Raw genomic sequence first — 15,789 nt, 5'->3', positions numbered from 1 at the left:
TGCAGGTGCGCTTGATATCAGGCGCTTTTGGCCAACTCAGCGGCCGGGGCGTAAGAGCCATCTTCGCGATGGACTTCGGTGCCAGTGACCGGCGGGTTGAAGCAGCACGCCATGACCATTTCCGCGCGGGCGGTCAGGCGATGGCGGTCGTTCTTGTCGAGCGCGTACATGACACCCGGTCTGATCTGGTAGACAGTTCCGGTCTCAAGGTCCTCGATCTCACCATCGCCAGATACGCAGTAAACGCTCTCGAAATGGTGCTTGTAGTGAAACTCGTGGCTGGTGCCGGCGTGAATGCGGGTGATGTGGAACGAAAAGCCCATCCCATCACCGGCCAAAAGCAGGCGGGTCGAATCCCAACCATTTGAATTGACCAAGCGGTCGCCCTGGCGAGCGTCTTCAAGATCACGAACGATCATTGTGTCTTCCTTTCCTCGTTAGCGTCGCCGCGCTTATTCAGCCGCGGCGCGCGAAGCATCTTTGTCGAGCACAGCTTCGAAAGCGTCCTCAATGATGTCGAGACCTTTGTCGAGCTGGGCAATATCTATGACCAGCGGGCACAAGACCTTGACCACTTCATCTCGCCCGCCAGAGGTCTCGATGATGAGCCCCTGATCGAAGCACTTGGCACAGATGTCGGATGCGACATCCCCGTTTTCGGTGTTGATGCCCATCATCATACCGCGACCGCGCAAGGTCAGCCCGTAGCGTTTGGCGATGGCGCCAAGGCGCGTTTCAAGGTGCGCGCCCTTGGCCTTGATCGAATTGGCAAAAGCGTCATCGCTCCAGAATTTTTCCAGTGCTACCCTCGCCGTAACGAAGGCGTGGTTGTTGCCCCGGAAAGTGCCATTGTGTTCGGCGGGCTTCCAGATGTCATGCTCTGGCTTGAGAAGCGTCAAAGCGAACGGCAGGCCCATGCCCGAGAGCGATTTGGCCTGTGTGATGATATCGGGGTCGAGGCCGAACTCTTCGAAGGAAAAGAACGTGCCTGTGCGCCCGCAGCCCGCCTGGATGTCATCTAGAATGAACAGAGCGCCATGCTTTTTGGCAATCGCCTCAATCTTTTTGAGCCATTCGCCGGACGCAGCGTTCAAGCCGCCTTCGCCCTGTACAGGTTCGACCAGGATCGCAGCGGGCGCATCAATGCCGCCCGAGGGATCGTCAAGCATCTGCTCGAGCATGTCGGCTGTGTCCACTTCGGGTCCGAAATAGCCCTCGAACGGCGCGCGATGAATGCCGCCCAGATCAATGCCGCCGCCATTGCGTTTTCCGGCATTGCCCGTCGCGGCCAGCGCGCCAAGGGTCATGCCATGAAAGCCATTGGTAAAGGCGATCACGTTGGTGCGTCCTGTCACCTTGCGAGCGAGTTTGAGCGCCGCTTCGACAGCATTGGCGCCTGTCGGGCCAGTAAACATGAGCTTGTAGTCCATGCCCCGCGGCTTAAGGATGATGTCCTCATAGGCAACAAGAAAATCTTCCTTGGCCCTGGTGAACATGTCCAGCCCATGAGTGATGCCGTCAGACGTGACGTAATCGACCAGGGCAGCCTGCATATCGGGATCATTATGACCATAGTTCAGCGATGAGCAGCCCGCGAGGAAGTCGATATATTCCCGACCATCTTCGCCATAAATAATTGAACCCTTGGCTTTGCCGAAGAGCTTTGGAAAGCTGCGCGAATAAGAGCGAACCTGGCTCTCGACGCGATCAAATGTCTCGTGTGTCGTATTCATATTGCCTTGTCTCCTTGTTTCTCTCGTATCGCGCTCCTGATCAGCAGAAGTGGGAGCCACTTCTGCCGGGGGCGCCTCGAGCGGGACGGCGGAATTTGGAATCAGCGGAATTCTTGCCTGCATGAGATCTGGTGGCACCGGCGACCGCAGTCACTGGCCGCAGCGCACTTGCTCTCTTACGCTGCAGAACGAACGGGCAGAGCCGCGCGCTCGAACGGACCGATCGTGACGAGAAATTCAGTGTCGTGCATGCCGGCGAAGTGATCGTCGCGCTTGAAGTGCGGCTGACGAACCAGATCGGCATCCAGCGTATCGGCAATGGACCCAAACAGCGCCCACGAGGGCTTGTTATCCTTGGTGATGGTCGACTGAACTTGAGTCACACCAGCACAGCCCTTGCGAGCCAGCACAGCGTTGATCAGGCGCTTTGCCATCCCCTTGCCGCGCGCTTTTTCAGCCACGCACACCTGCCAGACGAAATAGGTGTCAGGATGTTCAGGCGGAATATAGCCCGACACCCAACCAACGATTTCACCGCCCATTTCAGCCAGCGCGCAAGTCGATGCGAAATGGCTGCACTGGAGCAAATTACAGTACATGGAATTGTCGTCGAGCGACGTCGTATCGGAAATGAGCTGCCATACACCGGCACCGTCTTCGCGCTTGGGAGCGCGAATCGAGATTGCGGCGCGCGGGTCGGCGCTGAGATCCGTGTCGCTGACTGCTGCGAGTTTCATGGGATGCCTCCAATTTGTGTTCGCGCAGTTAGTTAGCTTGTTCAAACTAAATGTCAACCCGCACAAATCGTTCCAAAATGCGCCTCGGTTTATTTATTTGTTTAATTTCAAAGCCATAGCGCGCCAAATGATAATTTTGCAACGCCGCTATTGATTTTCCCAGGACGCCTATGACTTGCCAATTTCATTAGGTCTATCTAAATGATTTCGACAAAACACCACCGGTTGGGGCTTGGGAGAGCCGACAAGCAAAGGTAAAGACCATGAACACACTCGTGCTGGAGCCAAGTCGCGCCGTGCAAGCCCCGACAAAGACTGCGCTTTCAGCGCTACGTAAAATCCTGCGCAAAACGGAACTCAATTCCAAGGCGCTCATGCGCGAAACAGGACTGACGCCGTCGCAGCTTATCTTCATGCAGCTGCTCGACGACGGCCTTGAGCACACCGCAGGTTCGGTGGCGGCACGCATGGGCATTACCCAGGCCACCACGACGGCGTTGATTCAAAAGCTCGAGGCGCAAAACATGATCGCCCGCCGCAAGGGACAAGCCGACAGGCGGCAGGTTTGGTTGAGCCTTACCGAAAAGGGCCGCAAGATCCTCGAAATCGCGCCCGATGGCGCCCACGCGCGTTTTCACAACGCATTTTCGGATCTCCAGGAATGGGAGCAGCTCATGCTGATTGCCGCTCTGGAGCGCGTCGCCTCAATGCTCGACGCAGAGGACGACGCCGCTGCAGTTCTGGCCGCCGACCCGGTTCTGGCCCCGCGCGCAGAGCCAGCCAGCTCATAGCCGATTGCATACCCTCAAGGGGCAATGGCACCAGGTACCCTTTTGCCTAACTGCCCGGTGTCCAGTAACGGGCCAAAGTCGAAGGGGTGTGCATGGTGCCGTACAAATGCTGCCAGAACCGCGAGCGCTCGGATCGAGGCACTTCTTTCCAGACCTTTTCGACAGCAACGTCACCGCACCAATAGGCATACACAAAGGGTGCCCTGAGGTCGTGGTGCAAAAACGCCAGCCGCCCCTTTACGGTCTCCTCCGACTGATAGCCCTGAGCGGCGATAACCGGGACAATTTCATCTAGCTGTTTGTTTTGCTCATGCATCATCCAGGCCGCGTTGCAGCGCAACGCGCTGCGCAAGCGCTGGAGTGCGACAGCGATTTGGTCGCCAGGGGTATCGAGCCAATCCAGAAACGCCATGCCATTGTCCGCGATACCCTCAAACAGCGCGCTTGAAGCCGAACTTGTAACGACCTGTGCGCCATCGAGCGGCATTTTCCCTTCGGCAACGTAAAGCTCTCTAAGGCCAAGATGAACAAGATGGCCGGGAAACGCTTCATGTGTCGCCAAATGTTTCAATGAATAATGGGTATAGGGAAAATCGAGATTGAGCAGGACCTTGCGCCCCGGATAGTCACAGTACGCCGAGAACGGCTTGTCGATGACCCCAACAGGGTCGATCCAATCGCTGGAGAAATCATACATGGTTTCTGCAACCCGACGGCGGGACTGCCTGAGCAAATCCTCGAGCACAATTATCACGGCATCGCGCGGCACGGTGTTGGCGACTTCCCAACGAGCGATGTCCTGGGCCAGATCACCATCACGATACCCTAGCTCATCAAGGCCGGCGCGAATCGTTGTGCGGTACCCGCCAAGAATGTCTTGGCCGATCAGTGTGGTGTCGACCCGGATCTGACGCTTAAGGCGCTCGGCAAAGCTGATCGGCTTGCCTTCGAAACCATCCAAGAGCGCGAGCAGGGAATCGATCATCTCTTCAATATAGTCACGACGGTGCTCGCTTTCGGCGTCAGCATCCAGCGATTGTGATAAGCGATCGAGGGCGTCGCGCGCGTCTGTGTAGTTACTGAACGCGCGAGGCTGGACTTCGGCAACGGCAACGGGGATCAATCCCTCGGCATCAAGGAACCCGTCGCCCTGCTGCTGAGGCCTATAGAGGCTATCGATCCCTGCGGTGATCTCGGCAAGCTCAATGCCAGCTTTCATAATGCAATCCCGTAATTCTCGGTGTCGTGTCTGGCGGGCTGGCGCGCTTTAAACATGCCCTGCCACGGGCTTTGGCCGGTATGGCGCCTCCATGAGCTCAACATCGTCCCCGGAGAGCTCAACTTCGAGCGCGGCAATCGCATCATCGAATTGATGAAGCTTGGATATCCCAACGATGGGCGCTGTAATGCCGGGCCGCGAGGCGACCCAGGCATAGGCAATCTGCGCCATTGAGCGTCCGTGACGCTCCGCAACCGTACGGACAGCACCGATCACTGCCTCGTCCTGCTCATGCGTGGCGTCGTAGAGCGCGTTTGCCGTCTTATCGGTCTGCGATCGGGTCGTTGCATCACCACCGCGACCCGCCAGGCGACCACGCGCCAAGGGACTCCAAGGGGTTACCCCGATGCCTTCGGAACGGCAAAGCGGCAGCATTTCCCGCTCTTCCTCGCGATACATCAGATTATAGTGGTTCTGCATGCACACGAAAGGCGCCCAGCCATTGGCGCGCTGGATGCCGATGGCCTTCATGAACTGCCAGGCGTGCATCGAAGACGCCCCAAGATAGCGTACCTTGCCAGCGCGAACGACGTCATTGAGCGCATCAAGAGTCTCTTCGAGTGGAGTGTCGTAATCGAAGCGATGAAGCTGGTAGAGATCGATATAGTCGGTGCCCAAGCGTTTCAGGCTGGCGTCGACCGCCTCGAAGACATGCTTGCGCGACAGACCGCGATCATTGGGGTCACCGCTCATCGGGTTATAGAGCTTGGTACCCAGCACCAGCTTGTGACGTGGAACATCCTTGAGAGCGTTTGCAACAACGACCTCGCTTTCGCCACGCGAATACATATCCGCCAAATCAAAGAAATTGATGCCCAGATCGAGAGCCTTGGCAATTATGGGTCGCGATTCAGCCTCATCAAGCACCCAGGGTGCCCAGCTCGACGAGCCGAACGTCATGCAGCCCAGAACGAGCTGCGATACTTTCAAGCCGGTTCTGCCGAGATTGATATAATCCACTAGTACACCCTTTCATCGCAAAATTTCTCCGCAACTGGACGCGAGGGCCGATAAAACATCCTCGAAACTTCGTTTTCCAGTCACGAAATCCATATTTTCTGCATAAATGCATAAATAAGCGGCGTATGCAATTTGTGTACAAAAAATTCTCACACACCCTTGCGTCGAAAAAGATCTCGTGCAACCGTTTAGGTGTACTGAATAGATAGCACACTCAAATGTTCACTTTAGACGCGTCCAGCATCGATAAGTCGCTCCCGGTTCCAGTGGGTACCCAACTGCACGGTCTGCTCGCGTACATGCTCAGTTTTGGCGACATCGCTCACGGCACCAAACTGCCTTCGGTGCGCCAGCTCGCCGCCGATATCGGCATCGCGCCTATGACTGTGGCCCAGGTCTACAAGCAGCTGCGCGATGAGGGGCTGGTCGAGATGCGCCATGGATTGGGCGCCTTTGCGATCCGGGATCCGAAGATACAGGTTTCGGGATCAAACCCGTTGGATGCGCTGCGCGCCGATATCGGCGCACTCATCGAAAAAGCCGACAATCTAGGAATTTCCACCCTGTCGCTGATTTCAATGATCAATGCGCAGTCGCAGCTCCCCCGCGGCGGAGACGGGCTGGACATCGTCTTCGTTTGCATATTCGAAGGGCCAGGCCGCGACTATGTCGAGCAGATCCGCCCGGTATTGGCCAGCGATGACAAAGTGCGCCTGATAACGCTTGAAAGCCTGTCGGGCTCCGACACGCTGCGCGAAGCTTGCCGCAAGGCTGACCTTGTTCTGACCTTCGTCAATCGCGAGGCCGAGGTGCGGTCCCATGTCGATACCGACAACATTCTGGGACTTCGGTTCATTCCGGCTGAGCAAACCCGGCAGAACCTTGCACGGCTCGACCCGCGCTCCAGGGTCGCCGCTATCACGCACTTCAAGGAATACATCGCCATCATGCGCCCAAGCGTGCGTGAGTTCGCACCTCATGTCTCCGATGTCAAGGTGACCTGGTCCTCTGCTCCCGATCTCGAGGAAACGCTGGCCCAATGCAACGCAGTGATCTTTGCCTCCGGGGCCGATCACGTTGCCGAACACGTACCCGATGGCATCCCCTGTTTCGAATATCGCCACGCGCCCGATCCGGGCGCCGTTGAAAATCTTCTCGCGCCGCATCTCGCCGACCTCCGGCGGCAAAAAATGCGGCGCCTCCAAACAAGTCACCCGGCACAGAAGGTGGCAGGAAAATCCAAGGGAAACTGACAGCTCCATCAGACAGCTGAATTATCAAAGGGAACGATCATGAAGGCATTTCTTCTCTCAACCACAGCGGCATTCGCCGTCACACTGGCCCCGGCCACTGCGCTTGTGGCGCAGGAAACCGATACTATCGTCATCGGCACCGACGTGGATGCAGGTACACTCGATCCACGGCTGACGCGCGACACCACAGCGTCGCGCACGGCAAATCTAATCTATTCCGGCCTCGTTGAAATTGCCCCCAATCTCGAAGCCGTCCCCGAGCTTGCCGAGAGCTGGGAAAGTCCAGATCCGCAGACAATCATTTTCACGTTGCGGCCCGACCTCACTTTTTCCGATGGCAGTCCGCTGACCGCCGAGGACGTCGTGTTCACTTACGAGACCATCCTCGACCCCGACTTCAACGCGCCGCAGCGCGCACTATACACCCCGATCGAGTCCATCGAGGCTGTCGATGAGCGCACGGTTCAGTTCAACCTGTCAGCGCCCTATGCACCGCTGCTGTCCTATCTGGATATGGGCATCGTCTCCAAAGCCGCCGTCGAAGGGGGAACCGATATCGCCCTTGAGCCGATCGGCGCGGGTCCGATGCAACTCGTTGCCTGGAACAGCGGCAGCGACATCCAGCTTGAAGCCAACGAAAACTACTGGGGCACAGCACCGGAAATCGAAAATATCACGCTCCAGATCATCGGTGACAATTCGGCCCGTGCGCAGGCCTTTGAGGCGGGCGATCTCGACATCGTACAATCGCCGCTTTCACCTCAGGACATCGAGCGGCTTGCCGCAGACGATCGTTTCGGCAATGCCATTATGGCAGGGCTAGGCGTTACCTACCTCAATTTCAACGTTTCCGATCCTTTGCTTTCCGATCCCGAAATGCGCCAGGCATTTGCCATGCTGGTCGATCAGGACACCATAGTGAACCAGATCTATCAGGGCGTTGACGAAGTCACTAATTCGGTACTTCTGCCAACCTCTTGGGCGTATGACGAAGCGATTTCCCAGCCACTTTTCGATCCGGCTGCTGCCGTCGAGAAATTCGCCGAACTGGGCTGGACCGACACCAATGGCGACGGCATCCTCGACAAGGATGGCGATCCTCTTCGTGTTGTTCTCTCGACACACAGCGAAGATCCCAATCGTGTTCAATCGGTAGAATATCTGCAGGCGGTTTTCCAGTCGGCAGGCGTGGATGCTGAAATCCAAATCAGCGACTGGCCATCGTTTTCGACCAATTACGTGCAGCAAGGTCAGCACCAGATCGCGCTGCTGGGCTGGCTGAACCTTGTCGATCCCGATCGGCTGCTCTACGCCCAGCTCACCACAGGCGGCTCGACGAACTGGGGTGGGTACTCCAATCCTGAAGTCGACGCGTTGCTCGACGCAGGTCGCTCGAGCCTGGATCAGGCCGACCGCGCCCAAGCCTATCGGGGCGCTGCAGAGATCCTGGCTGAAGAACTGCCCTATTACATCATTTCGGCCCAGGGCTATCAGCTGTTCTACGCCAGCGATCTTCCCGTCGAAGTCGAAGCCAATCCGCGGGGCACCTTGCGCGGCGTGATCGGGCTTTCCGACTAATCGCTTTGGGCCGGCGCAACAGCGCGCCGGCCCTCTTCCCTACATCTACACCCGGAGCCCTTCATGACCTTCCATCAGGTGCTCGGCGCTGATTTTTACGCCAAAGTGCACGCCGACATCCGCAAGCGCATGGATGCTGCCGACATCGATCTGCTGCTGCTCGATTCCAATGACGATGTGATCTACACCACGGGCTTTTCTCACTATACGACCGAACGACCCGTCGTCTTTGCGATCACACGCGACGGCTCCTGGCTGCTGATCCCCGAGCTTGAACGCGCCCACGCAGCCCATCAGAACATCGCAGCCGAGCCGATCGTCTATTTCGAATTTCCGGGCGTGGACAAACCCTTTGACGTGTTGGGCCGCGCATTTCCCGAGATGTTCGGAACGATTGCCTATAGCCACACCATTTCGCTGGCGCGCGTTGGCCAGATCGAGGCCGCATTTCCCAATGCGAAAATCTGCAAACCGACCAATCTCGTCGGGCAGATGCGACTCATCAAATATCCCGAAGAGATCATATTGCACCGCGAGGCTGCGCGGATTTCCGACGAAATGGTCAAGGCCGGCGTCGATCTCATCGCCGATGCCATGGCATCGGGCGGAACGCTGCCAAGCGAAATCGAAATCGAATCCTTTGTGTCCCGCCATGCGATGAAGATCATGCACGAGGATCATCAAGACGTTCTGCTGGTGCAGGGCCTGGCCAGCGGGTTGGTCTATTCTGGCGCGCGTTCGGCGTTTCCGCACGGCATGCCGACAGGCAACCCGGTCAAACGCGGCGAGAGCATCATCCTCTCGCTCGGCTGCCGCGTGGGCGGCCGAGCCGCCGAGAGCGAGCGCACGCTTTTTATCGGCGAGCCTACGCAAAAGCAGGAAGGGCACTACGCTGTGGCCTTTGAAGCGCAGCGGATGGCCACAGCGGCTTTGATCGCGGGACATACTTGCGCTTCGGCAGACAATCTGGCGCTCGCTTACATCCGGGACAGCGGTATGAGCGAGTACCTGCTGCACCGGGTCGGACACGGCATGGGCGTCATGTTCCATGAGCCGCCCTGGGTCGAGGCTGGGGACGACACAATTCTCGAACCCGGCATGGTGACGTCGAGCGAGCCAGCAATCTTTGTCCCCGGCTTTGCCGGGTACCGCATTGCCGACACCGTTCTGATCGCCGCCGACGGCCCCGAGAGCATGACCAGATATCCCCGCACCATCGATCAGGTGGTGATCGGCTGAACCGGTTGAGACAATGAACCAATCCTCGCAGACAAATCATAGGTGGACTGCATGCTAGCTTATGTCGCCCGCCGGCTTCTTTTGATGATCCCCATGGCCATCGGCATGGTGGTCATTACCTTCGGGCTGCTGCTGCTCATCCCCGGCGATCCCGCCGCGGTGCTGCTCGGGCAGGAAGCGTCGGCCGAAGCCATCCAGAATTTGCGCAATACGCTCGGGCTCAATGACCCCTGGTATATAAGACTGTGGGACTATTTCGTCGCGTTGTTGCAGGGCGACATGGGCATGTCGATCTTCCAGAACCGCCCGGTCGCCTCGATCATTGGCAGCCGGTTGGGCGCGACGCTGGAGCTGGCGATCGTATCATTGATCCTTGCTACAGTGATCGGACTGACGCTCGGCGTCGTCGCCGCGATCCGCCAGGGCTCGTGGGTCGATACGGCCACGATGCTGTTCGCCCAACTTGGGGTTTCCATGCCAGTCTATTGGCTGGGCCTTTTGCTCATGCTCGCCTTTGCCGTACTGCTCGGCTGGCTCCCTGCCGTCGGACGCGGGGTTCCCTTGCCTGAGGCCATAGGCGCCATGTTCACCGGCAACTTCCGCCCAATCTGGGACTCTGTGTCCCACCTGGCGCTGCCTGCCATTGCGCTGGCCGCCAATTCGGCTGCGGTCATCTCGCGCCTTGTGCGTGCCGCCATGCTCGAAGTGCTGCGTGAGGATTTCGTGCGCACTGCCTATGCAAAAGGATTGCGCCGCCCCCGCGTCGTCATCCGGCACGCGCTGCGCAACGCACTATTACCGGTGCTATCGATCATCGGCTTGCGCTTTGGCGCACTTCTGGGCGGTGCGGTTCTTACCGAATCCATCTTTGCCTGGCCCGGTCTGGGCCAACTCACCATCTCGGCGATTTCCCAGCGCGACCTGCCGTTGATCCAGGGCATCGTTTTGACCTTCGCCATTGTTTTTGCGCTGGTCAATCTGATCGTCGATCTCCTCTACGCCGCGGTCGATCCGCGCATCAGGCTCGGATAGGATCCATGCGCATCCCAAAAGCTTTCAGGAACACATCACTTGTCGTCGGCGCGCTGATTTCGCTCGCCATCATATTTTGCGCCGTGTTCGCGCCTTTTGTTGCGACACATGGCGTGGAGCAGATGGACATGATCAACCGATTTGCATGGCCCACACCAGGCCATGTACTGGGGACCGATAATTTTGGGCGCGATCTTTGGTCTCGTCTGGTCTACGGCGCGCGTGTCTCGCTATCGATCGCCATCATCTCCGTGGTCTGCGCCGCTATTGTGGGCACTGTCGTCGGACTGGTGTCGGGCTATTTCGGAGGCTGGGTCGACCAACTCCTGATGCGGATCACCGACATCTTTCTTGGGTTCCCGCCACTTGTCCTGGCACTGGCCATCGTGGCGGTCATGGGTCCGGGGATCACCAATATCTCGTTTGCCATCATCATCGTGACCTGGACCGAATATGCACGCGTCGTGCGCGCCACGACGCTGGTGTTACGCGAACAGAATTATGTGCAGGCTGCGCGAGCACTGGGCGCCAGCCCCGTTCGGATTTTGTTCCGCGAAGTTTTGCCCAATGCGTTCGGGCCGATCATCGTGCTGGCTTCGCTCGGCCTGGGCACCGCGATCATTTCCGAATCCGCACTGAGCTTTCTCGGCTTCGGCTTGCCGCCCCCAACTCCAACCTGGGGTTGGACACTGGCTTATGGCACGCGATTCATCCGCGACGAGCCTTGGCTCTCCATCATTTCGGGCGCAACGATCATGATCACCGTGCTCGGCTTCAATCTCCTAGGCGATGGCCTGAGGGACATCCTAGACCCCCGTCAGCTCTCGCGCAGCGGCGGCAAGTCGAAATAGACGCGATAAAAGGACACCACAAGAATGGTCAAATCCATCAACCCCATTCGCCACACGTTCACAACGCTCGCCGACGGCTCGGATGCCGCCTTGCTGATGCATGAGCTGGTGGGCGAGAAAGACGGCCCCACCGTCGGCATTTCGGCATCAATCCACGGTAACGAGAATACCGGCAGCCAGGCCATCCTCGAGCTGTTCCGCATCCTCAAGGACACCCCGCTGTCGGGCCGAATCGTGCTTTTGCCAGTCGCCAATCCTTCGGCATTTGCCGTGAACCAGCGCTTTGCAACCCATGACAAGGTCGATCTGAACCGCCAGTTTCCCGGATCGCCCAAGGGCACCTACAGCCAGCAGCTGGCCCTTGCGCTTTCCAATGAGTTCCTGCGCAAGATTGACATCCATATCGATCTTCACTCGGGCACCGACCGTCCGACCGTGGACTATGTCTATGTCTGGAACGACGAAGAGCTCTCGCGCGCCTTCGGCTCAAGAGTGCTCTACCGCCCCGTACCCGACAAGCAGGGCACAGTTTTTGCGGGCACATCGAAAGCTGTGACCATCGAGGAGCGCGATATTCCAAGCGTTGTGGTGGAGTTGGGCGGCGGCATCGTCGATCAGACCCCCTATATCGAGCGCACGGTCAATGGCGTGCTCAACATGCTGCGCCTGCGCTGCATGATTCCGGGCGATGTCGTCCCCAATCCAAAGCAGATCGTTTGCAACGAACTGGCGGGCGTTCGCCCCACCCGGGGCGGTTTTCTCGAACCGCTTTGCCCGGTCAATGGCGAGATCATCAGAGCCGGACAGCTTCTTGGAAGGGTGGTGAGCCCTTACACATTCGAGACGCTCGAAGAAATCGAAACCCCATTCGAGAACGGCATAATGATCATGCAGCACCTGACTCGGAACGTCGTCGAAAGCGGCGATTATGGCTTCATTGTCGGCAATTTGGACGGCGCGACTGACTGAACGCAGCAGCTTGAGCGTTTCGCGAAAGGCTGAACGTCAAGAAACAGGAACCCTGATCCTTTCGCCGTTTCTTCGAAATGATCAGACCCGCCCGGCTGTTGCCACTCTTGGGCCGGGCGGCAATTTTGAAAAGGATGATTGCGATGGACGCACTCGCCGAACAACCACACAAGACATCGGCCATAGCGGTCAGTGGTCTTAATATCGAAATCCGCGGCGATCGCGGGTCGTTTCCCGTGGTTCAGGACATCTCGCTATCGGTTGCACCAGGGGAGACCCTTTGCATTGTGGGCGAGAGCGGGTGTGGCAAGTCGATGACGGCGCTGGCCCTGATGCGCCTTCTGCCGGAGGCCGCGCAGATCAAGAGCGGATCAATCACGATCTCGGGCCAGGATTTTCTGGCGATGAACCAGCACAATGTCGAGGACTTTCGCGGCGAAGAGATTGCCATGATTTTCCAGGAGCCGCTAACAGCGCTCAATCCTGTGCTGACGGTTGGCGAACAGATCGCGGAATCGGTGCGCCAGCATCGCAAGGTTTCAGGCAAGCAGGCATTCAAGCGCGCTATCGAAGCCTTGCAAATGGTGCAGATGCCAGATCCTGAGCGGCGCGCTCGCCAATATCCCCATGAACTCTCAGGGGGCATGCGTCAGCGCGCCATGATCGCTCTGGCCCTGGCGTGCGAACCGAAGATCATCATTGCCGATGAGCCGACAACGGCGCTCGACGTAACCATTCAGGCCCAGATCCTTGGGCTGATTTCGGAGTTACAGCATCGGCTGGGCACCGCCCAGATCCTGATTACCCACGATCTTGGCGTTGTGGCCGAAGTGGCCGACAGGGTGATCGTTATGTACGCGGGACGCCGGGTGGAAGAAGCGAGCGTCTATGATCTCTTCGACAATCCCATTCATCCCTATACGCGCGGACTGATGGGCGCGGTGCCACGCTCGGGGTTGGCCGAAAGTGCAACCGGACGGCTGACCGATATACCAGGCACTGTGCCGCCGCTTTGGGATCTACCCAAGGGTTGCGCCTTTGCGCCGCGCTGTCCTGGCGCATCTACACGATGCCTTGAGGAGCGCCCTCCTCTTGTCGAAAAATCCCCCGGCCATATGGCCGCCTGCTGGGAGCATGACGATGCAGCCTGAGACAGCACCCCTTCTCGCCGTCGATGATCTCGAGGTCCATTTCCCCATCCGCGCCGGCGTGTTCAAGCGACAGGTCGGGGCGGTCAAGGCCGTCGACGGGGTGAGTTTTTCACTCGGACGCGGCGAAACGCTCTCGCTGGTTGGCGAGAGCGGGTGCGGAAAATCGACCACGGGCCTTGCACTCATGGGGCTGGTGAAACCGACCGGCGGCCGTGTGCGGTTTGACGATCAGGAAATCACCAGCTTTGATCCCAGTGCGCTCAAGGATTACAGGCGCCGGATGCAGATCGTGTTTCAGGATCCTTTTTCGTCCTTGAACCCACGCCAAAGGGTCAAGGACATCATCAGGGCCCCACTCGACATCCACAATGTCGGGACAAGAATGGAACGCGAGGCCGAGGTGGCGAGCTTGATGAAACGCGTCGGGTTACGGCCCGATCAGGCCGATAACTACCCGCACCAGTTTTCCGGCGGCCAGCGCCAGCGCATCGGCATAGCCCGCGCCCTGGCTCTAAAGCCTGATGTTATCGTCTGCGACGAGCCGGTTTCAGCGCTCGACGTTTCCGTACAGGCCCAGATTCTCAATCTTCTTGCCGATCTGCAAAACGACCTGGGGATTTCATATCTCTCGGTTTCCCACGATCTGGGAGTCGTGGAGCACATTTCCCATCGCGTGGCAGTGATGTATCTGGGCAAGATCGTCGAGATCGCGACGAAAAAGACGATATTTTCGGTCCCGCGCCACCCCTATACGGAACTTCTGATGAGTTCGGCGCCCTCACTGGATCCGCGGGCAAGGCATGTTTTCTCCGCATCCAATGACGACATCCCTAGCGCCACGAACAAGCCCACCGGGTGCGCCTTTCACACGCGGTGTCCGCTTGCCACCGAAATCTGCCGCAAGCATGAACCCGAACTGACAGCACGCAACGACGGTCAGCGCGTTGCCTGCCATCATCGCTAGAGCCCATATCATGACAACACATTACCTGTTCACCGGCGGCCGAGTGCTCGATCCGCACGAAGGCGTCCTGCGCGACGGGCTCGGCGTGCTCGTCATCGATGGTCGCATCGTTGAGATCGGCACCCAAATCGCTCCGCCTCAAGGGACCGAAGTCATCGCGTTGGCGGGCCGCACCCTTATGCCGGGCCTTATCGATTGTCACGTGCATGTGGTAGCCGAAACACTCGACCTTTGGGGCAATATGGTTGCACCGGCCTCTCTGGGCGCCCTGCGGGCGGCTCGGGTGATGAATGAGGCACTGTCGCGTGGCTTTACCACTTTGCGCGACCTGGGTGGTGCCGATGTCGGGTTGGTGCGTGGGGTCAATGAGGGGCTGATCGATGGCCCCCGCCTGATCATCTGCGGCAAAGGCCTCACTACAACGGGCGGACACGCCGATCTGCGCCAACGGACCGATGACCGCGCCGGGCTTTTTTCCGACCGGGTCGGTTCGATGGGCTTGATCGTCGACGGCGTCGACAATGTGCGTGCTGCCTGTCGCAAGCTGATCAAAGAGGGAGCCGATTTCATCAAAGTGATGGCAAATGGCGGGGTCTCTTCTCCCAATGACCCGATCCATTCGATCCAATATTCGCGCGAGGAAATCGCCGCAATGGTCGAGGAAGCCGAAAATGCAGGTCTCTATGTTTCGGCCCATGTCTATACCGACAGGGCCATTCGCCGTTGCGTTGAACTCGGTGTCCATTCTCTCGAACACTGCAATTTGATCGAACACGAAACCGCCCGCATGGCGGCCAAGGCAGGCTGCATTGCCGTGCCAACCCTAGTTGCCTACGAGGCCCTAGCTATCGAAGGCAAGCAGTTGGGACTTGGCGCCGCCGAATTTGAAAAAATCGATATCGTGCGCGACGGTGGGCTTAAGTCACTTGAAATCATGGCTGAAGCGGGCTTGCCGATGGCATTCGGGTCGGATCTGCTTGGGCAATTGCGCAAATATCATTGCATGGAATTTGCGCTTCTTGCCAAGGTTCTCTCGCCCGCCGAAATCATCCGATCGGCAACAATAGTCGGCGCCAAACTCTGCCAACTGGAAGGACAAATCGGCGAAATCGTTGTGGGGGCCTTCGCAGACCTGATCGTTGTCGATGGAGACCCGCTCTCAGACATCACGCTGCTCGGGGACGATGGCGCACATATGCCGCTCATCATGGCGCAGGGCCAAATTCATAAATCTGCACTGGCCTAGACCACT

General features: G+C 58.3%; 15 protein-coding genes. 10 read left to right on the top strand and 5 right to left on the bottom strand.

What is annotated here, in order from left to right:
- Positions 1-17: 17 nt before the first annotated feature.
- The 3 genes from ACN0TA_RS12065 to ectA form a co-directional block, all read right to left on the bottom strand.
- Positions 18-419, bottom strand: coding sequence for an ectoine synthase (locus ACN0TA_RS12065; RefSeq protein WP_417583218.1), 402 nt, complete (start codon positions 417-419; stop codon positions 18-20).
- A gap of 33 nt (positions 420-452) precedes the next feature.
- Positions 453-1,733, bottom strand: coding sequence for a diaminobutyrate--2-oxoglutarate transaminase (gene ectB / locus ACN0TA_RS12060; RefSeq protein ID WP_417583216.1), 1,281 nt, complete (start codon positions 1,731-1,733; stop codon positions 453-455).
- 176 nt (positions 1,734-1,909) lie between these two features.
- Positions 1,910-2,470 (bottom strand): diaminobutyrate acetyltransferase, encoded by a 561-nt coding sequence (ectA, locus tag ACN0TA_RS12055; protein WP_417583214.1) that lies wholly within the window; start codon positions 2,468-2,470, stop codon positions 1,910-1,912.
- A gap of 263 nt (positions 2,471-2,733) precedes the next feature.
- Here ectA and ACN0TA_RS12050 point away from each other — a divergent pair, with 263 nt between their 5' ends.
- Positions 2,734-3,261, top strand: coding sequence for a MarR family winged helix-turn-helix transcriptional regulator (locus ACN0TA_RS12050; RefSeq protein WP_417583212.1), 528 nt, complete (start codon positions 2,734-2,736; stop codon positions 3,259-3,261).
- Between the two features lie 46 nt (positions 3,262-3,307).
- On the opposite strand, the gene ACN0TA_RS12045 is transcribed toward ACN0TA_RS12050, so the two are convergent.
- Both ACN0TA_RS12045 and ACN0TA_RS12040 read right to left on the bottom strand, forming a co-directional pair.
- Positions 3,308-4,480: a hypothetical protein gene (locus tag ACN0TA_RS12045; RefSeq protein ID WP_417583210.1), complete on the bottom strand. Its 1,173-nt coding sequence runs from the start codon at positions 4,478-4,480 to the stop codon at positions 3,308-3,310.
- Positions 4,481-4,528: 48 nt separating this feature from the next.
- On the bottom strand, positions 4,529-5,500 hold the full coding sequence (locus ACN0TA_RS12040; protein WP_417583208.1) for an aldo/keto reductase: 972 nt from the start codon (positions 5,498-5,500) through the stop codon (positions 4,529-4,531).
- 218 nt (positions 5,501-5,718) lie between these two features.
- On the opposite strand from ACN0TA_RS12040, the gene ACN0TA_RS12035 reads away from it, so the two are divergent.
- The 9 genes from ACN0TA_RS12035 to ACN0TA_RS11995 all read left to right on the top strand — a co-directional run bounded on the left by ACN0TA_RS12035 (position 5,719) and on the right by ACN0TA_RS11995 (position 15,783).
- Positions 5,719-6,753, top strand: a complete 1,035-nt coding sequence (locus tag ACN0TA_RS12035) for a GntR family transcriptional regulator (RefSeq protein ID WP_417583206.1) — start codon at positions 5,719-5,721, stop codon at positions 6,751-6,753.
- A gap of 39 nt (positions 6,754-6,792) precedes the next feature.
- Positions 6,793-8,331, top strand: coding sequence for an ABC transporter substrate-binding protein (locus tag ACN0TA_RS12030; RefSeq protein ID WP_417583204.1), 1,539 nt, complete (start codon positions 6,793-6,795; stop codon positions 8,329-8,331).
- A gap of 63 nt (positions 8,332-8,394) precedes the next feature.
- Positions 8,395-9,570, top strand: a complete 1,176-nt coding sequence (locus ACN0TA_RS12025; protein WP_417583202.1) for a M24 family metallopeptidase — start codon at positions 8,395-8,397, stop codon at positions 9,568-9,570.
- Between the two features lie 51 nt (positions 9,571-9,621).
- A complete protein-coding gene (locus ACN0TA_RS12020) occupies positions 9,622-10,602 on the top strand; it encodes an ABC transporter permease (RefSeq protein WP_417583200.1) in 981 nt (326 codons plus the stop codon).
- 5 nt (positions 10,603-10,607) lie between these two features.
- Positions 10,608-11,453, top strand: a complete 846-nt coding sequence (locus ACN0TA_RS12015; protein WP_417583198.1) for an ABC transporter permease — start codon at positions 10,608-10,610, stop codon at positions 11,451-11,453.
- Between the two features lie 24 nt (positions 11,454-11,477).
- Positions 11,478-12,422, top strand: a complete 945-nt coding sequence (locus tag ACN0TA_RS12010) for a succinylglutamate desuccinylase/aspartoacylase family protein (protein WP_417583196.1) — start codon at positions 11,478-11,480, stop codon at positions 12,420-12,422.
- 143 nt (positions 12,423-12,565) lie between these two features.
- Positions 12,566-13,573 carry an ABC transporter ATP-binding protein gene (locus tag ACN0TA_RS12005; RefSeq protein WP_417583194.1) on the top strand — a complete coding sequence of 336 codons (1,008 nt, stop codon included), beginning with the start codon at positions 12,566-12,568 and terminating at the stop codon, positions 13,571-13,573.
- The gene (locus ACN0TA_RS12000) at positions 13,563-14,537 is read left to right on the top strand and encodes an ABC transporter ATP-binding protein (protein WP_417583192.1); all 975 of its coding nucleotides are present in this window, start codon (positions 13,563-13,565) and stop codon (positions 14,535-14,537) included. The genes ACN0TA_RS12005 and ACN0TA_RS12000 overlap by 11 nt, the downstream gene beginning before the upstream one ends.
- A 10-nt stretch (positions 14,538-14,547) precedes the next feature.
- Complete coding sequence (locus tag ACN0TA_RS11995; RefSeq protein ID WP_417583190.1) at positions 14,548-15,783, top strand: amidohydrolase family protein; 1,236 nt, start codon at positions 14,548-14,550, stop codon at positions 15,781-15,783.
- The last annotated feature ends 6 nt before the right edge of the window (positions 15,784-15,789 follow it).

The sequence above is a fragment of the Pelagibacterium sp. genome, from assembly GCF_048264985.1.
GTDB lineage: Bacteria > Pseudomonadota > Alphaproteobacteria > Rhizobiales > Devosiaceae > Pelagibacterium.
The sequence above is the reverse complement of the archived record's forward strand: the minus strand, read 5'-3'. Positions and strand labels throughout refer to the sequence as shown.